General features: G+C 41.1%; 20 protein-coding genes. 4 read left to right on the top strand and 16 right to left on the bottom strand.

The features are described from left to right. From rpiB to pdxA, 10 genes are all read right to left on the bottom strand, one after another. Positions 1–438, bottom strand: coding sequence for a ribose 5-phosphate isomerase B (gene rpiB / locus WC743_RS22640; RefSeq protein WP_373015837.1), 438 nt, complete (start codon positions 436–438; stop codon positions 1–3). 57 nt (positions 439–495) lie between these two features. Beyond that, entirely contained in the window at positions 496–1353 is an 858-nt protein-coding gene (gene tatC / locus WC743_RS22635; RefSeq protein ID WP_373015836.1) for a twin-arginine translocase subunit TatC, read from the bottom strand. Positions 1354–1434: 81 nt separating this feature from the next. After that, the gene (gene accC / locus WC743_RS22630) at positions 1435–2769 is read right to left on the bottom strand and encodes an acetyl-CoA carboxylase biotin carboxylase subunit (RefSeq protein WP_373015835.1); all 1335 of its coding nucleotides are present in this window, start codon (positions 2767–2769) and stop codon (positions 1435–1437) included. Between the two features lie 90 nt (positions 2770–2859). Continuing rightward, the gene (gene accB / locus WC743_RS22625) at positions 2860–3321 is read right to left on the bottom strand and encodes an acetyl-CoA carboxylase biotin carboxyl carrier protein (RefSeq protein ID WP_373015834.1); all 462 of its coding nucleotides are present in this window, start codon (positions 3319–3321) and stop codon (positions 2860–2862) included. Positions 3322–3486: 165 nt separating this feature from the next. Continuing rightward, positions 3487–4476, bottom strand: a complete 990-nt coding sequence (locus WC743_RS22620) for a beta-ketoacyl-ACP synthase III (RefSeq protein ID WP_373015833.1) — start codon at positions 4474–4476, stop codon at positions 3487–3489. Between the two features lie 4 nt (positions 4477–4480). Continuing rightward, entirely contained in the window at positions 4481–5419 is a 939-nt protein-coding gene (gene plsX / locus WC743_RS22615) for a phosphate acyltransferase PlsX (protein WP_373015832.1), read from the bottom strand. Positions 5420–5436: 17 nt separating this feature from the next. Beyond that, a complete protein-coding gene (gene rpmF, locus WC743_RS22610) occupies positions 5437–5628 on the bottom strand; it encodes a 50S ribosomal protein L32 (RefSeq protein ID WP_373015831.1) in 192 nt (63 codons plus the stop codon). A gap of 17 nt (positions 5629–5645) precedes the next feature. Further along, positions 5646–6167: a DUF177 domain-containing protein gene (locus tag WC743_RS22605; protein WP_373015830.1), complete on the bottom strand. Its 522-nt coding sequence runs from the start codon at positions 6165–6167 to the stop codon at positions 5646–5648. Between the two features lie 178 nt (positions 6168–6345). Continuing rightward, a complete protein-coding gene (locus WC743_RS22600) occupies positions 6346–7530 on the bottom strand; it encodes a DUF5009 domain-containing protein (RefSeq protein ID WP_373015829.1) in 1185 nt (394 codons plus the stop codon). Positions 7531–7610: 80 nt separating this feature from the next. Then, positions 7611–8666 carry a 4-hydroxythreonine-4-phosphate dehydrogenase PdxA gene (gene pdxA / locus WC743_RS22595; protein WP_373015828.1) on the bottom strand — a complete coding sequence of 352 codons (1056 nt, stop codon included), beginning with the start codon at positions 8664–8666 and terminating at the stop codon, positions 7611–7613. Positions 8667–8905: 239 nt separating this feature from the next. Here pdxA and rsmA point away from each other — a divergent pair, with 239 nt between their 5' ends. Next, positions 8906–9685 carry a 16S rRNA (adenine(1518)-N(6)/adenine(1519)-N(6))-dimethyltransferase RsmA gene (rsmA, locus tag WC743_RS22590; RefSeq protein ID WP_373015827.1) on the top strand — a complete coding sequence of 260 codons (780 nt, stop codon included), beginning with the start codon at positions 8906–8908 and terminating at the stop codon, positions 9683–9685. Here the strand turns inward: rsmA and WC743_RS22585 are convergent. From WC743_RS22585 to WC743_RS22565, 5 genes are all read right to left on the bottom strand, one after another. Next, positions 9682–10269, bottom strand: coding sequence for a hypothetical protein (locus tag WC743_RS22585; protein WP_373015826.1), 588 nt, complete (start codon positions 10267–10269; stop codon positions 9682–9684). The genes rsmA and WC743_RS22585 overlap by 4 nt on opposite strands. Before the next feature lie 60 nt (positions 10270–10329). Then, positions 10330–10890, bottom strand: coding sequence for a hypothetical protein (locus WC743_RS22580; protein ID WP_373015825.1), 561 nt, complete (start codon positions 10888–10890; stop codon positions 10330–10332). A gap of 346 nt (positions 10891–11236) precedes the next feature. Then, on the bottom strand, positions 11237–11596 hold the full coding sequence (locus WC743_RS22575) for a TM2 domain-containing protein (RefSeq protein WP_373015824.1): 360 nt from the start codon (positions 11594–11596) through the stop codon (positions 11237–11239). A 203-nt stretch (positions 11597–11799) separates the two neighbouring features. Beyond that, positions 11800–12135 carry a DUF2752 domain-containing protein gene (locus WC743_RS22570; RefSeq protein WP_373015823.1) on the bottom strand — a complete coding sequence of 112 codons (336 nt, stop codon included), beginning with the start codon at positions 12133–12135 and terminating at the stop codon, positions 11800–11802. Further along, positions 12128–12544 carry a DUF4199 domain-containing protein gene (locus WC743_RS22565; protein WP_373015822.1) on the bottom strand — a complete coding sequence of 139 codons (417 nt, stop codon included), beginning with the start codon at positions 12542–12544 and terminating at the stop codon, positions 12128–12130. Before WC743_RS22565 ends, WC743_RS22570 begins: the two co-directional genes overlap by 8 nt. Positions 12545–12681: 137 nt before the next feature. Here WC743_RS22565 and mfd point away from each other — a divergent pair, with 137 nt between their 5' ends. Further along, positions 12682–16032 (top strand): transcription-repair coupling factor, encoded by a 3351-nt coding sequence (gene mfd, locus WC743_RS22560; RefSeq protein ID WP_373015821.1) that lies wholly within the window; start codon positions 12682–12684, stop codon positions 16030–16032. A gap of 135 nt (positions 16033–16167) precedes the next feature. On the opposite strand, the gene hpt is transcribed toward mfd, so the two are convergent. After that, positions 16168–16707: a hypoxanthine phosphoribosyltransferase gene (gene hpt / locus WC743_RS22555; protein ID WP_373015820.1), complete on the bottom strand. Its 540-nt coding sequence runs from the start codon at positions 16705–16707 to the stop codon at positions 16168–16170. Positions 16708–16767: 60 nt separating this feature from the next. Here hpt and WC743_RS22550 point away from each other — a divergent pair, with 60 nt between their 5' ends. Both WC743_RS22550 and def read left to right on the top strand, forming a co-directional pair. Then, complete coding sequence (locus tag WC743_RS22550) at positions 16768–17997, top strand: M16 family metallopeptidase (RefSeq protein ID WP_373015819.1); 1230 nt, start codon at positions 16768–16770, stop codon at positions 17995–17997. 21 nt (positions 17998–18018) lie between these two features. Continuing rightward, positions 18019–18591: a peptide deformylase gene (def, locus tag WC743_RS22545; RefSeq protein ID WP_373015818.1), complete on the top strand. Its 573-nt coding sequence runs from the start codon at positions 18019–18021 to the stop codon at positions 18589–18591. Positions 18592–18694: the final 103 nt, after the last annotated feature.

The following is an 18694-nucleotide window of genomic DNA, read 5'->3' as shown; positions in this document are numbered from 1 at the left end:
TTAACAACTTATTTTATCAACGCGCCTTTCGTGGCGGCCGCCTTCAAATTCTTCGCTCAAAAATATTTCAATAGTTTTTTTTGCCTCCTCAATGCTCATGTGGCGGGCAGGCAGGCAAAGTACATTGGCATTGTTATGCGTACGTGCGGGTATAGCCAATTCATGTTTCCAGCAAATGGCAGCACGAATATTCTGATGTTTATTGGCCGTCATAGCTACGCCGTTGGCGCTGCCGCAAAGCAGTATGCCAAAGTCAACATCGTGGTTCTCAACAGCTAAAGCTACCGGGTGGGCAAAATCCGGATAATCGGCAGATTCAGTTGAGTAGGTTCCAAAATCATGGAAAGTGATGTAACCATCAAACATGCCTAATATGGCTTGCTTATAATCGAACCCGGCATGGTCTGCACCTATGGCTATCTTCAATCCCTTTTTCATCAATTCAAATTTATAATATTTATAGATTGACGAAGGTAAAGATTTTGTTGGATTTGTCTAAGCAGCGTTCTCGCGGGCTAATTTTCTTCTCTCAACTACACCGGCAACCAGGATACCCACCTCGTAAAGGATAAAGAGCGGGATACTTACTACCGTCATGGTCATCATATCAGGCGTAGGAGTAACAACGGCAGCAATGATCAGGATAACTACAACCGCATATCGACGGGTTTCACGCATAAATTTTTGCGTTAGTATACCTAAAGAAGATAAGACATAAACGATTATAGGCAATTCAAATACAACCCCGGTTGCCAGCGTTAGGGTAGCTACCGATGATAAATAAGAATCGACAGAGAATTTATTTTCGATTGATGAACTAACAGTAAAACTCGACAGGAAATTGATTGACTCCGGTGTGATCACATAGTAACCAAACAAAACCCCTAATACAAATAAGCCTGTAGCATATGCAACAAAGCCCCTGGCAGCTTTGCGTTCTTTTTCGTGCAGTGCGGGCTTAATAAAACGCCAGATTTCCCATAATAAATAAGGGAACCCGGCAGTAATACCTACCAATAATGCCGAATTGATCATGAGCGTAAACTGCCCGGCCATTTCGGTATTAAGCAGGCTAATATTAATCTTGGTGATACAAAAACCGTCACGATGCAGCCAATCACCTAAACGGCATAACATACGATAAGTCCAGAAGTCGGGCTTGCTTGGGCCCATGATAATGGTATCGAATAAAAAATCGTAAAAGTAAAATGCTAACGAAGTAAAAATAACAATAGCAACTGCCGAGCGTACCAGGTGCCATCTTAAGGCTTCCAGGTGGTCAAAAAATGACATTTCGGCCTCCATGGTCTGGCCCTTTTCTTTGATCGCCTTTATTAATTTGTTCTCGCTCATTGCTTATGTTAAATATCACCCTCTGTGTTAACGACGGAATGTTATTTACGTTGTTTATAACCCGGAAAGTTTTCTTAAATTTTAATATTCAAAGGTTTCCATAAACTTGGTAGTAAAATTACCGGCCCTAAAGTTAGGATCTTTCAACAACTTTAAATGGAATGGAATGGTTGTTTTAACACCTTCAATAACAAATTCACTTAAGGCACGCTCCATTGTTGCTAAAGCCTCTTCGCGGGTTTGCGCCATACAAATTACCTTAGCTATCATTGAATCATAGTTAGGCGGTATTACATAGCCGCTATATACATGTGTATCTACACGTACACCATGGCCACCCGGCGAATGGAAGTTTGTTATTTTACCCGGTGAAGGGCGGAAGTTGTTTGCTGGGTCTTCGGCATTTATGCGGCACTCAATGGCATGCATGGTTGGCTCGTAGTTTTTACCTGAAATAGGTATACCCGCTGCAACTTTAATTTGTTCTTTTATCAGGTCGAAATTAATTACCTCTTCGGTAACCGGGTGCTCTACCTGGATACGGGTGTTCATTTCCATAAAGTAGAAGTTACGGTCTTTATCAACCAAAAACTCTACCGTACCGGCACCTTCGTATTTTACCGCTTTTGCACCTTTAATAGCAGCTTCGCCCATACGTTTACGCAGTTTATCTGTCATAAAAGGTGATGGTGCTTCTTCAACCAGCTTTTGGTGACGGCGTTGTATAGAACAATCACGTTCAGATAAATGGCAAACCTTACCATACTGATCGCCTACTACCTGTATCTCTATATGGCGTGGATCCTGTACATATTTTTCAAGGTATAGGCCATCGTTACCAAAGGCCGCGCCCGATTCGGCACGTGCGCTATCCCAGGCATTTTCAAACTCTTCGTCTTTCCAAACAATGCGCATACCACGGCCACCACCACCGGCGGTTGCCTTTAATATAACGGGGTAGCCAATTTTATTAGCGATGGTGATGCCTGATTTAATATCAGCTAACAAGCCTTCCGAACCCGGAACAATTGGCACGCCGGCCTTTTTCATGGTCTCTTTAGCCGAAGCTTTGTCGCCCATTTTATTTATCTGATCTGCGGTAGCACCAATAAACTTGATACCGTACTCGGCGCAAATGGCAGAGAACTTTGCATTTTCAGATAAAAAGCCATAACCCGGGTGTATAGCATCCGCATTGGTTAGCTCTGCAGCTGCAATAATGTTAGGGATATTTAAATAAGAATCGCGGCTTGGTGGCGGGCCAATACATACGGCCTCATCTGCAAAACGCACATGCAGGCTATCACGATCGGCGGTTGAGTATACAGCTATGGTTTTGATACCCATTTCCTTACAGGTGCGAATAATTCGCAGGGCAATTTCACCTCTGTTAGCTATTAATATTTTCTTAAACATGTCTGTTTTAGTTAGTGGTTGATTAGGTTAAGTGGTTGATTGAGCTTAAAAACCACTCACCAATAACCATTCAACTTAATCAACTAACAATTACTTGGGTTCAACTAAAAATAAAGGCTGGTCATATTCAACCGGTGATGCGTTATCAACCAATATTTTTACAATACGGCCTGATACTTCTGACTCTATCTCATTAAAAAGCTTCATGGCTTCAATAATGCAAAGTACACTACCTGGGGTAATTTCATCGCCTACGTTTACAAATAATGGTTTTTCTGGTGATGCTGAGCGGTAGAATGTACCAATCATGGGAGATTTAATGGTAACGTATTCTGTGGTATCAGCTATAGCGGCAACAGGGGCCAAAGATGGTAAAGCTGTAGGTTGTGGCGCAGATGCCGCTGCCAATGGTACCGGTACTGTAGCGTTTACATACGTTGGCGCGTCATTGGTTTTGATAGTGATCTTAAAGTTTTCTTGTTCAATAGAAACTTCGTTTACGCCCGATTTGGAAACAAAGCGTATAAGATCCTGAATCTGTTTAATATCCATAATAAGCGATAATTGGTTTTGGATAAAAGTATTTATAAATATGCAAATGTGCAGATATGCAAATGTGCAAATGATTTTTAATGAATTATATTATTTAACATGTACAATTTTAAGATGTTTTAAATTAAAATCTGCATATCTGCATATTTAAAATCTGCACATCTATTAATAGGCCCATTTTAAATAGATGGCCCCCCAGGTAAACCCACCGCCAAAGGCAGCTAAAATCAGGTTATCCCCTTTCTTAAATTTGCTTTCCCACTCCCATAAACATAATGGTATTGTACCATTGGTAGTATTACCGTAACGTTCAATATTTACAATAACTTTATCGGCGCTAACGCCTGTACGGTTAGCAGTAGCATCAATAATACGTTTGTTAGCCTGGTGTGGAACCAGCCATGCAATATCATCGGCAGTAAGGTTGTTACGCTCCATTACTTCGGCAGCAACATCAGCCATGTTGGTTACAGCAAATTTAAACACTGCCTGGCCTTCCTGATAAGCGTAGTGTTCTTTAGCAGCAACAGTTTCATGTGTTGCCGGGTTTATTGACCCGCCCGCTTTTTGGTATAATAAGTGTGAGCCGGAACCATCACTTTTTAAAATGGAATCCATTATGCCATAGCCCTCTGTATTAGGCTCTAACAATGCACAACCGCAGCCATCGCCAAATATAATACAGGTAGCGCGGTCTTCGTAATTTACTATTGACGACATTTTATCGCCACCAATTACCAGAACTTTTGAGTGTTTGCCACTCTCAATAAACTGTGCACCGGTAGCTAAACCAAACAAAAACCCAGAGCAAGCTGCCTGCAGGTCATATCCCCACGCGTTTGTAGCTCCTATTTTATGTGCAAGTATGTTAGCCGTAGCCGGGAAAGTAAGATCGGGGGTGGTTGTACAAAAAATGATCAGATCAATTTCTTCGGCAGAAATGCCTCGTTTCTTTAGCAGTCCCTCAACAGCGGGTACTGCCATGTCTGATGTACCAAGGCCTGCGCCTTTAAGTATTCTGCGCTCTTTGATGCCTGTACGGCTGGTTATCCACTCGTCATTAGTGTCAACCATTGTTTCAAGCTCCTGGTTAGTTAGCACATACTCGGGCACGTAACCATTTACAGCGGTAATAGCAGCATGAATTTTACTCATATTTTTACTGAAAAGCCTGTTTAATTTTATCTATAAGATTGGTCTCAATCATGTTCTTTGATAAAAGCACCATATTCTTTATAGCTTCCGGACTGGATATACCGTGACCAACAACAACCGGCGCGTTTACCCCAAGTATTGGGCTGCCGCCATATTGCTCATAGTTGAAACGGTCAAAAAACTCGTCGTTGAATTTCTTCTTTAACGAAATAACATAGAAAGATTCGGCAAGCTTAAGTATTACGTTACCCGTAAAACCATCGCATATCACTACATCGTTATTATCTTCAAAAAGGTCACGTCCTTCAATATTTCCAACAAAGTTAAACAAGTTGGAATCACGCATTAAAGGGTAAGTGGCCTGTAAAAGCAGGTTACCTTTTTCTTCTTCTTCGCCAATATTCATCAGCGCTATGCGAGGGTTATCAATGTGGTAAACAGATTCTGCCAACAAACTGCCTAATACGCCAAATTGCAGCAAAACATCGGGTTTACAATCGGCATTGGCGCCCACATCCAAAATAATACCCAAACCGCCTTTAAGTTTGGGTACAATAGCTGTCATTGCCGGTCGTATAACGCCGGGAATAGTTTTAACGCTGAACATAGCTCCAACCAGCATAGCCCCGGTGTTACCTGCTGATGAAAAAGCCTGGATGCTATTTTCCTTCAGCAATTTAAAACCAATTGCAATGCTTGAATCAGGTTTTTGAACTATCGCCTTTGTAGGGTGTTCGCCCATTCCAATCACTTCGGTTGTGTGTACAAACTCGAAATGATCGGGATTAAAATTATTTTCCTGAAGAATAGAAACCGTAGTGTCTTTATCGCCGATAAGCACAAGTTTTTGGTTGGCAGATAAAACTTTATAAGCTTCAATTGCCCCTAAAACTGTTGCCTTGGGGGCGTAATCACCGCCCATAATATCTAAGCCAATCTTCATTTCAGAAAATTAACTTATTATACTGCAACTGCCTTCTCGATAAGTACTTTACCGTTGAAGTATACATTACCATCAACAGTATAAGCTCTGTGTGGCAAGTGTACAGCACCAGTAGTTTGGCATGTAGTTAAGGTAGGAGCTACGGCTTTGTAATGCGTTCTGCGTTTATCTCTTCTTGATTTTGAAATTTTCCTTTTGGGATGTGGCATAATCCTGTTATTAAATGTTACTTAAATTTTTTAAGAGCGTCCCATCTTGGGTCTATTTTCTCTTCCTGTTCATCATTAGCCGATAACTTATTCAAATTATCAAGCATTTCCTCGTCGCACTGTTTCGTGCCGCCTTCATTACTGCATAATGCAACAAATGGTAAGGCAACATTTACGTATTCATATATCAGCCCGGCAATATTGATCTCGTGATCGTTTTTGCCAAGTGTAATAATCTCATCATCTTCGCCCATTTCCTCTTCGCTGAACCTGGCAATCTGCTGTTCATGAATATCCATCGGTTGCTGGTATTCTGATAAGCATTTATCACAAGTGGCACTTATGGTACCTATGATATCAAAGTTTAAAATAAGCATGGTCTCTTGTTTTTCAAGTTCAACCTTACAAATAAGATTGGCCTTCTTAACCAGCGAATATTCAAACTCGTTAAAAAAATCATCCTTTATTTCGTATTCAAAATAATGCTTACCCAGCTTTAAGCCGGTAAATGGGATTGAATATGTCCTTAGCGATTTCAATGAGCAACAATTAGCCCGCAAATGTAGGTAAATTTACTAAAACTGGAAAGTGTTTTTTTTAAATAGAAAATGAGTTATAAACAATGGAGAATAAGGGGAGTTAAGAGTCAGGAATCAAGAGACAAGATATAAACGCATCCATCTTGATTCCCGGCTCTAATTTCTTGACTCTCTTCCCTCATATCTTAAGCCTTATGTTAATTTTTTGGAGCAATCCCGTTAGCCATACTATTACAAAAGAGAACAAAAAGCATCTGATAAGCCCCCCGGTTCCCTGGTCAAGATAAGCCGGGTAGGCAAAGTCTGTCATTTGATATAGCGGATAAACTAAAAAAGGGATCAGATAACACATAAAAGTACCGGTACCTGCCGGCTCTATTATCTTAAACCAGCTGTACTTTTGTTTTGTATCTACTACAAAAACAAACGCCGCGTATATTACCAGGCTTATGCCGGTACATATCAAAACCCATGAAGGGGTATCTCGTGCTTTTGATATGCCACCGCTAAAATAACGAACAATAAAGCCAAGGTTAAATAATATGATAGCCATTAGTATCATAGCCACCCAAAGCATTTTAAGCTCGTTATTCTGCCTAAGTCTTATATACAGCGCCGATACAAACACGCCCGCCATGGTAAAAGCCTGCATAGCTCCGTTGCCGGCAATCCACACATATTTTTGTATCCCGCTTAAAAAATTAAGCATCCCAAAGTGGAAATCAATATTAAAGAACATGAAAAACAGCCAGGCAGCGGCTTGCACCCATAATACACCGTTGGAGTAATAATAAATGAAAGCACAAAGCAGGTATGCCCAGCCAATGAGCCCCAGTATGCCCCACCAGGTTAAATGCAGCCACGGATGCCCGGGATCTGAGCTTTTGTACAGTATGCACATAGCTATCAGTAAAACAACCCCAAAGCCCTGTAACAGGTACCGGCCAATGAGCGATGTCCATTTGCTGTAATCTAAAAAAATGAAAAAGAAACTAAAGGTGGCCAGACTATCCCACACTGGTTTTGGCAAAAGGGTGTTGGCGTCATCATAAGTTTCCATATTGGCATGAAAAAATCCAATAAATACCAGCGCGAATGACCGGGTGATAATACGCATTGGAATTTTGGCGTCTTCCTTTTTAAGGCGCCTTTCAAAAGCATAGGGTATAGATAAACCTACGATGAATAAAAATGCCGGGAAAATTGTATCGGCCAATCCTAAAGCGTCGGCGGTTACAGCTGCATGTTTAAGCCATTGAGGGGTATTTGGCACACCATCCAAATCGTTCACGAATATCATCAGGAACATGGTAACCGCACGAAACGCATCAATTGACCTAATGCGGTTAATTAAATTACTCATTAAACAGGGAAATGGATTTTAGAGACAAATGTTTTAAATAAACGGTAATTTTTTAAAAACAGTATCTCAAATGGTGCTTTTTAGTCCCTGTCGCGGCTTAGTTTTGTGAATATCAGTGGATTTTCGTTCAGTTCTGCAGTCTCTTTTCTGTGCCTGATAATGTGTAATGCCGTAAATAATGCTTCTCTGAAAGAGATCTCTGATGCAAGGTTTTTACCGGCAATATCATATGCTGTACCATGGTCTGGCGAGGTACGTACAAAGCTTAGCCCGGCAGTATAGTTTACGCCCGATTCAAACGCTATTTGTTTAAAAGGGATCAGCCCCTGGTCATGGTACATGGCCAGTACAGCATCAAACTGCAGGTAAGTCCCGTTGGCAAAAAAGCCATCGGCGGGGTACGGGCCAAATGCCAGCACATCATTATTCCTTGCTTCTTCAATTGCAGGGATAATAGTATCTTTTTCTTCGTTACCGATAAGCCCGTTATCACTCGCATGCGGATTTAATCCCAGTACCGCAATTTTTGGTTTACGGATCCAGAAATCGTCATGCAAGCTGGCGTTCATCAGTTTAAGTTTTTCAACAATTTTTTCGGTAGTAATGCTTTCAGATACTTTTGAAATTGGGATATGCCCGGTTACTACACCTACCCGAAGGGTATCACTCACCAAAAACATTAATGATTCCGGCTTGCTATCCCTGTGCTGTAAGTATTCGGTATGGCCAGGAAAATTGAACTCCTCGTTTTGGATATTATCTTTGTTTATAGGAGCGGTTACCAGCCCGTCAATATCGCCGTTCAACAGGTCATCGGTAGCCCGTTGCAGTGATATATAAGCATATTTACCCCCATCGGCAGTTACCTGACCAGGCTCAATACGCACATCCTCTTCCCAGCAGTTAATCATATTGGCCCGCTTTATCACCACTTGCGACGGATGGTTAATAACATTAAAGTTAAGTTCGCCTATATCTGTTGAGCGGCGATGGAATGATGCCACTTTGGTATGCCCGTATACAATTGGGGTACAATATTCGTATATTTTAGGATCTGCCAGGGTTTTAATGATTATTTCTAATCCAATACCATTAACATCCCCTATACTTATTCCTATTTTAGGTTTATCGCTCATATATTTATTATTTCGCCGGCAGAATTGCTCTACAGGTTATATGTTGGTTCCACCAATTCAGTTAATTCATAATTGCTTTACAGCTGCTTTTTCATGAATCGCAGTAACCGGTTTATTATAATTGCTTTACGCTTTTGGCTTTGAGCCCTAAGCTTATAACTGCAAATTAAAAGATTTTCAGTTTATAATTCCTGATTAAAGCACAAATATGTCTTAATTTGCTTAAATAAAAATTGATAATGACGTTAGTAAGGGCAAAAAAGCATTTAGGTCAGCATTTTCTTACTGATAAAAACATAGCCTCAAAAATTGTTGACAGCCTGCGCCCTGCCGGCAAATATAAACAGGTACTTGAAGTTGGCCCCGGAATGGGCATCCTCTCTGATTTCCTGCTGCAAAAAACCGACTACGAAACATTTTTGATTGATATAGATACCGAATCATACAATTACTTAAAAAAGAGATATCCTAATTTAGGTCCGCGGCTGCTTAATGCCGATTTTTTAGAGCTGGACTTTAAAGCCACATTTAACGACAGCCTGGCGGTGATAGGTAATTTCCCATACAACATATCATCTCAAATACTTTTTAAGATATTGGATAACCGCCAGCAGGTGCCAGAGGTGGTAGGAATGTTTCAAAAAGAAGTGGCTGAACGTTGCGCATCAAAACCCGGCAGCAAAGAGTATGGGATACTAAGCGTTTTTTTGCAGGCTTATTACAAGGTTGAATATTTATTTACAGTAAAAGCCGGTGTATTTAATCCGCCGCCAAAGGTGCTATCTGCAGTGATCAGGCTAACCCGAAATGATAACCAGGAGCTGGGTTGTGATGAGAAATTATTTTGGCAGGTAGTAAAGGCCGGCTTTAACCAGCGCCGCAAAACATTGCGGAACGCATTGTCATCACTTATCAATAAAGAAAAAATGGTTGACGACAAAACACTTGACCTGCGGGCCGAGCGCCTGAGTGTTGCTGATTTTGTGAAGCTGACCAATGATATTGTAGCTAACCGTTAAGCGGTTTTAACTTTTATCAGCTTATTCTTTATACTCTCGGCGGTTAATAACATTTTGCCGGCAATCAGCATACCTATGTGGATTACCATTGACATTGAAATGTATCCTGTAAACTCTATTTGCCTTAACCACTTATACCTTATTTTCGAGTGGATTTCTAAATGATGGCTTTTAATATCGGCTAAGTTGAGGTTATCTATATCTTCTTCCCGCATTCCATCACTCATATAATACAGGTTCTTACTTCGGCAACCGCGATAAAAAGCACTTATAACTTTTTTAGGATTTAATATAAAACCTGTAGATAAGGCAAAAAGATTCATAACAGATATTAACGGTTTGCGGCAACTTCTTGAACCTAACTCCCAGGCGCTTATTTCACTTTCGCCAACACGATCTATGCCATAGCCCGACATGACATGGTGCATATCATGAAATTTCAGATACTTTTTCCGGGCATTAATATTGGGTACAGGCGCTAAAATGCAACCTACGTAAACCCTTACACAATGCGATTCAAAATCTTGGGTAAGATTAAGTCTGTTAAATTTATAAAACCCTATTAATGCTTCTTTAACTGTCATTTATGTAAAATAGCACAAAGCCGGCACTAAACCAAAATTAACAGCAAAAGACTATCTTGATTAACTTATAGGGATAATAATCGTCGCGTTTGGGTACAACTCCTTAACCTTGTCGGCCATACGCTTTACAAACAAATAATTAGCTGTCCCGCCAATTACAGCGCCCACAACCGGTATCAATCTTTCGGCGGTACGTACACCAAAGGTAAGCAGTAACTTTTCGGCAATACCTTCCATCATGGTTTTGGTCATAGCCACACCGGCTTCTACCTTAAAGGAGGTTGCCACAAGGCTCATAAATTCTTCAAATCCAATCCTGTAACTACCTTTATTATAATACATAATAGCCATGGTAACCCTAAACTGCTGTGTTATAAGGTTCACAAAATCAACAGGCATACCAACTACCATAGTAATAATGCCGCCTGAGCCGGATATAGCGCCCGAGCCTGCTGCCAGGTATGCACATTGGTTAATAAACTTATCAAGCCCCATGGTGTCAACACCTTTCTTTATGTTGAACTGATCTATGTGGTCAAATATCTGCCTAAAGCCATCCCGGGATAGCTTTTCGGTAAATTCTTTTATACTGGTGCGTGTTTTTTTAAACGGAATTATCATTGTATAATGTTATACGCTATGCATTGCTATTTACGTGCCAGTTTTAATTTATGCATCCCAATAATGGCTAAAAAGCCGTGGGTGAGTAACGGAAGCTTAAAACGACAAAGATCAAAACGACGGGTAATATTTTCTTTGGCGCAGATCGATTTTGCCGATCTTCCAACTCTTACCTCGTTTTGATCTTTATTAAAAAAAGCTTGTTTATATCATCGAACGTTTAAGTCTTTTTGCTCTGATTGTTTTAAGGTCGCTCATTATAATACTCATTAGTTCTTTGTCGAAACGGGACACTAATTTGCTTGTAACTGATTTTTTATACGTTTTCATAGTTTAGGTATTTTAATTAAGCGCTCATTTTAGCTATCTGGAAGCTTTCGAAAGCCATTTTTTTGTTGTATTCCAGTGCAATTGATACATGGTTTATCAAATCAACAATAGTACCTATGAAGCAAAAGCCTACTGTAAAAAAGTAAAATATACCTAAAACTACCTGCCCTGTAATAAACCTTTGTATACCCGCAAAGCCAAGAAAGCCAAGCAGTGTAAATATCAAAATATCTTGCGGGCTTTTCCTTTTACCAGAGTAGGCTAAAAAAAAGCTTTGTTTCTGTGTATCAGTAAGATCATTGGTTGCCTGATGTAAAAATGCCATTTCTTCAGTTGTAATGCCGGATAATGACATATAAGGATTGTAAGTGTCCATTTTTTTTGCGTTTAGTTTGTGATTGATGATGTAAAACTAATATCGCATTAAAAAAATACCAATACAATATAGGCAGCCTATAATAATACATCGGTAAATGAGCTTGTTTATTCGGCGAAATCCGGTTGGTTTTGCCATTTATTATTGAAATTGGGCTTTACAATTACTCCTTCGCTGAGGATATCCCCGGAGGCAATAAATTTTCATCTATCTCCAAGGTGAGCGGAGCGCTCCTTTCCATTGTTTAATAAATTCTCATACCTCTTACTCATAAAAATAAGTGTATAAATACGATAGAGCAAAACAATTACAACGGGTATCCCCAGCCAGTGCGCATGAAAAGAGTTTTTAATATCACCGTGGAAGAGGTAAGAAATTGAATGCCCTAAACCGCAGCCGGGGCACCATTTTATGCCCATCATTTTTAAAGGGCATAAACTAAAATGGCTTTCATCTGCCGGGTTTGTAAGCGCCAGGCATATCAAAGCCACTATCCAAAAGGTTAATTCAAAGTATCTCGAAAAAAGCTTTTTAATCAACTTTGTTTGATTTGGTTGTAAGCAATAAAGATACACCAAATGCAAAAATAACACCAACAAGTAAAGCACCGAATATGCGCCCGCTAAAGCTTTGAAAACTGGTATCGTTACCAGCCAACACATAATTAACATATAATATTACCGAAAAAATGGCCAATGCACCACCTACCAGTAATATTTTAAAGCTTTGTATAAGCGCCTCTAAAAAGCCCATTTGCCCTTTAAGTTCTCCGTCGCGAAAGTTTTTAACTCCAAAATATAGCCCTATAAGTGGTATAAATATAGAAGCGTATTCAATAGGGGCAACTTTGCTGTCAGACAAATCACTAACTGTTGTACGTATTACTACAAAAAGCCATATGGCGCTTAAAACTCCTATTAGCAGGCCGTAAATTACTGAATTCTTCATGTTGTATAAAGTTTGGTAAATATGTCTATCGTGGAAATATCATTTAAAAGTAAACAAGAGGCTAAATTGTTTGCTATAATTTTTGATAATTAATTGGCGGGCATTAAAAACCCATTTTTACCTATATTTGCATCGATTTGAACATCCGTGACATATTAGAGCGATACAAGGCTGACGAACGGGTAAAGGCTCTGGCGCAAGCGCTTAATGCCGGCAAAAATCCAAGGATACAGCTGCGAGGTTTAGTCGGATCAGGGGATGCGGCCATGGCGGCAGCATTGTATTTTTTGCAGCACAAGCACATGATATTTGTACTGCCCGAACGTGAAGAAGCAGCCTATTTCCTGGCAGATCTGGAAAACCTTACGGGCAAGGATGTTTTGCTTTTCCCGTCATCATATCGCAAACCTTTTGAGTTTACCCAGCCCGACAGCAGTAATGTGCTTGCCCGGGCAGAAGTATTAAATGAGCTTAACCATTCATCCGAGTATGGCCAGCTAATTGTTACTTACCCCGAAGCTATAGCCGAAAAGGTAATAGACCGGGCATCGTTAGAGAAAAACACCCTTGAAATTGCAGTAAGGAACAAACTAAGCATTGATTTTATCAGTGAGTTTTTGGTTGAATATGATTTTGACCGGGTAGATTTTGTTTACGAGCCGGGGCAATTTTCTGTTCGTGGAGGTATAGTAGATATCTTCTCCTTCTCGCATGACCTGCCCTACCGCATAGAATTCTTTGGTGATTTTATTGAATCGATACGCACGTTTGAGATAGAAAGTCAGCTTTCTGTTGAACAGGTAAAGAACATTACCATTGTTCCTAATGTACAATCGAAGTTTTTAACCGAGAATAATATTTCCCTGCTGGAATATGTAGAGCCCGACTCGCATATTTGGATAAAAGATGTACAATTTACGCTGGATATTATCCAAACCGGATACAAGAAAGCCACTCAACTTTGGAAAGCTTTATCCGCAGAAGATAAGACCCAAAACCCCGACTGGATAGACCCCAAATTTAGCTTTACTGATGAGAAGCTGATAGCCGACCAGCTGCGCGATTTCCCGTTGGTAGAGTTTGGCAAGCAGTTCTTTTACCAGGCAGATACAGCTATTAACTTTGATATGCGCCCGCAGCCGTCTTTTAATAAAGATTTTAGCCTGCTCATACATAACTTTAAAGCTAATGAGGCTGAAAAGATAGAGAACTATATTTTAACCGATAGCGCCCGGCAGGTAGAGCGGCTTTATGCCATTTTAGATGATCTGGACAAGACGGTTAAATTTACTCCTGTAAGCATTTCTATCCGCGAAGGCTTTATTGATAAGGAGCAGAAATTAGCCTGCTATACTGATCACCAAATATTTGACCGGTATTACAAATACAAGCTCAAGAAGGGTTATCAGCGCTCACAAGCTATTACGCTTAAAGAGCTCCGCGACCTGAAACCCGGTGACTTCATCACCCACATTGACCACGGTATAGGCAAGTACGCCGGCCTGGAGAAAGTGGAAGTGAACGATAAGGTGCAGGAAATGATCCGCCTGGTATATGCAGACAACGACCTGCTGTATGTGAATATTAACTCACTGAACCGCATTAGTAAATATAGCGGCAAAGAAGGCGCACAGCCCCGCATGAATAAGCTGGGTACCGATACCTGGGAAAGGCTGAAGAAAACAACAAAAAAAAAAGTTAAAGATATTGCCCGCGATCTGATCAAGCTTTACGCTGTACGTAAGGCGCAGGATGGTAATGCTTTTTCGCCGGATAGTTATCTGCAAACCGAGCTGGAAGCATCTTTCCTTTATGAGGATACCCCCGACCAGGAAAAAGCCACTACCGATTTTAAGAAAGATATGGAATCGCCGCACCCTATGGACCGCTTAATTTGCGGCGATGTGGGCTTTGGTAAAACCGAGATAGCCGTGCGTGCGGCTTTTAAGGCCGTAGCAGATAGCAAGCAAGTGGCTATATTGGTCCCTACCACCATTTTAGCTGCCCAGCATTACAAAACATTCAGCGACCGGCTAAAGGGGTTCCCATGCAATATTGATTACGTAAACCGCTTTAAAAGCAGTAAGCAGATAAAAGACACACTTGGTAAATTAAAAGAAGGCAAGGTAGATATCATCATTGGCACGCACCGTTTGGTAAGCAAAGATGTTAAGTTTAAAGATCTGGGGCTGATGATAATTGACGAGGAGCAAAAGTTTGGCGTATCTACCAAAGAGAAGCTAAAACAAATGCGCGCCAATGTAGATACCCTTACGCTTACCGCTACCCCTATTCCACGCACACTGCATTTTTCGTTGATGGGCGCACGCGACCTTTCCATTATATCTACCCCGCCGCCAAACCGGCAGCCGGTAGTTACCGAACTGCATGTATTTAACGATACGCTGATAAAAGAAGCCGTTGAGCACGAAATTGAACGCGACGGGCAGGTATTTTTTATCCATAACCGTGTGGCCGACCTGCCACAACTGGGAGGCATGATCCATAAACTGGTTCCGAAAGCCCGCATAGGTATTGCACACGGCCAGTTAGAGGGCGATGCTTTGGAAGATGTAATGCTGAAATTTGTAAACCACGAGTATGATGTACTGGTGGCAACTACTATTATTGAGGCTGGTTTGGATATCCCTAATGCCAATACTATCATCATTAATCACGCCCACATGTTTGGCCTGAGCGATCTGCACCAGATGCGCGGCCGTGTTGGGCGAAGCAATAAAAAGGCTTATTGTTATTTGCTGAGTCCGCCTTTATCTACCCTAACCAACGAGGCCCGCAAGCGCCTTAGCGCGATAGAAGAATTTAGCGATCTGGGCAGTGGCTTTAACGTAGCCATGCGTGATCTGGACATCCGCGGCAGCGGTAACCTGTTAGGCGCCGAGCAAAGCGGTTTCATTGCCGAAATTGGCTTTGATATGTATCATAAGATCTTAGATGAGGCCATACAGGAGTTGAAAGAAGACGAGTTTAAAGGGGTTTTTCCGGATGATAAACCTAAGCCATACATATCCTTTACCCAAATTGATACCGACCAGGAAATATTGATCCCGGATGAATATGTGACCAGTATAGCCGAGCGTTACAATCTGTATACCGAGCTTTCCAAAGTGGAGAACGAAACAGAACTGGAAGCATTTAAACAACAACTGCATGACCGCTTTGGCCCTATTCCAGAACAGGTAAATGATTTGTTGAACTCCGTACGTCTGCAATGGCTGGGTAAGGCTATAGGATTTGAAAAGGTATCGTTAAAAAAGAATGTACTGCGTGGCTATTTTATTACAAACCAGCAATCATCCTATTTCGAAACTGATGCTTTTAAAGAAGTGCTCAATTTTGTACAACGCAACCCACGAAAAACGAATTTAAAAGAAGTAAAAAACACCCTGCGATTGAGCATTGAAGGGGTTCACTCTATAAATCAGGCAGTTGATTTTATGACTGAGATAGCGTGGCAACCGGTTTAGGTTGCTTTTAAATTAGGCTTTTATGTAGTTGCCTAAGCTGATACCGCCAAGCGCGTCATTGCTTCGTTCCTCGCAATGACGCGCATGGTAACAATACACTCGTGTCGTTGAGCCCAACTGGAAAAAATTCCTCACCTATCCAATCTTTCTATAAATCCCTTTTAAATTCCTGCCTAATTCCTTGTAATCTAAACCATAGCCTACAACAAATTCATTTGGGATCTGGAAGGCAACGTATCTTAATTCTTCAATGCTGTACTCAATAGCATCGGGTTTTAAAAGCAGGGAGCATACGGTGATTGATGCCGGTTGGCGAACCATTAGTTTTTCTATGAGATATTTAATGGTATTGCCGCTGTCAATAATATCTTCTATCAAAATAATATCCCGGCCTATAATATCAATGGTCAGGTCAAAATCGTCACGGATCTGGCGCGTGCTTGATAAACCGCCGAAGTAGGATGCCAGTTTTACAAAGGTTACCTCGCAGGGCACTACAATTTCTTTTACCAGGTCGGCTATGAATAAAAAGCTGCCGTTAAGCACGCCTATGAATACGGGTTCTTTATCCTCAAAATCGGTGTTTATTTGCTGCGCCACTTCAACAACGCGCTGCTGTATTTGCTCGTGCGATATAAGTGGTTCAAACTCAAGGTCGGCGATTTGTAATTTCATAATGTAAACATACATAATGACAATCAAATTGCCCGTTTAAACGTTATCTTTGAATATTGCATGACAGATCACCACGTTCACAGGTTGCCAAACGGCATCCGGATACTATTTAAACACTTCCCATCGCCTATTACACATTGCTGCTTTGTGCTTAATGCCGGCTCACGCGACGAGCTGCCCGGTAAAGAAGGCCTGGCCCACTTTATAGAGCACCTGCTGTTTAAAGAGACCGAAAGGCGCAACACTCCCCAGATACTGAACCGCCTGGAGCTGGTAGGTGCCGATTTAAACGCTTATACCACCAAAGAGTACACCTGCATCCACGCATCGCTTTTAAAACAGCACTTGGAGCGCACGGTAGATTTGTTTGAAGATATCCTGTTCCACTCTACCTTCCCGGAGGAAGAAATGGAAAAAGAACGCGGTGTTATCCTGGATGAGATCGCATCCTATCAGGACCAGCCGGAAGAAGCTATACAGGATGATTTTGAAGAACTGCTGTTTGCAGGCCATCCGATAGGTAAAAACATTTTGGGAACACCAGAATCTGTGGCAGCATTAAGTGGCAATGATATTAAACAGTTCACCCTTGCCAATAACAACACCCACCAAATGGTATTTGCCGTTTATGGCGATTATGATTTTAATAAGCTGATTAAGCTTTGCGAAAAGTATTTTGGCAACGTTACCGAAAATAATAAACAGAAAAACCGGATAGCGCCTGATATTATTAAAAGCGCTTATCATGCTATAAAAAAACCTATCGCGCAAACCCACTGTGTTTTAGGTGGCCGGGCCTATCCATCGGCACATAAAAATAAATATGGCTTGTTACTGCTCAATAACGTTTTGGGTGGCATGGGCATGAGTAACCGGTTAAACCTGGAGATCCGCGAGAAGTATGGCATTGCTTATACTATTGAAAGTAATTATACATCCTTAACCGATACGGGCATATTCTCTATTTACTTTGGCACCGATGCCGGGAAGGCCGAAAAAGCCTTAAAACTGGTGCATAAAGAATTAAAGAAGCTTAGGGATAATAAACTGGGTACGGTTCAGCTAAAACAGGCGAAAGAAAAATTTATTGGGCAGATAGCCCTGGCCGAAGAAAACCGGATGAATTTGATCATATCTATGGCTAAAAGCCTGCTTGATTTTGACCATATTGATACGCTGGAAGATATTTTTAATAAGATAAATGAGGTAACTGCCGAAGATCTGTTAGAAATAAGCAATGAAATATTTGATAATGACCGTATGATAACCTTATTATTTGAGCCTAAATAATAAAACTATTACTTTTGTATAATGAAATATCCTATTGTAGCATACGGCGACCCGGTATTAAGGCGCAAGGCCCCCTCTATTGAGCCCGATGAGTATCCGCATATTAAAGAATTAATTGATAATATGTTTGATACCATGTACGGTGCCCATGGTGTAGGTTTAGCAGCCCCGCAGATAGGTATGTCAATGCGGTTATTTATTGTTGATGTTAGTCCGTTTGATGATGAAGAGCCCGAGCTGAAAGGATTTAAAAAAGCGTTTATTAACGCCTGTATTTTAGAAGAGACCGGCGAAGAGTGGTCTTTTAATGAGGGTTGCCTAAGTATCCCTGATATCCGTGAAGATGTGTCCCGCAAGCCGGTTATCAAAATGTCATACTACGACGAGAACTGGAAACACTACGAAGAAACCTTTAAAGGAATGGCCGCCCGTGTTATACAACATGAGTATGACCACATAGAAGGCAAGCTATTTACCGACAAGTTGAGCCCATTACGCAAACGCCTGATAGAAAAAAAATTGAACGATATTTCAAAAGGTTCCGTTGATGTTGATTACCGGATGAAATTCCCCGCCGCTAAAAAAGGACGGTAAGAAGAGAAGCAAGAAGACAAGAACTAAACAGACTGTCATGCTGAATTTATTTCAGCATCTCTCGGGACTGGTTGGCGACTTGCAGTGTTGTATATCTTGCTTG

The sequence above is a fragment of the Mucilaginibacter sp. genome, from assembly GCF_041660805.1.
In the GTDB taxonomy this organism is placed as follows: domain Bacteria; phylum Bacteroidota; class Bacteroidia; order Sphingobacteriales; family Sphingobacteriaceae; genus Mucilaginibacter.
The sequence above is the reverse complement of the archived record's forward strand: the minus strand, read 5'-3'. Positions and strand labels throughout refer to the sequence as shown.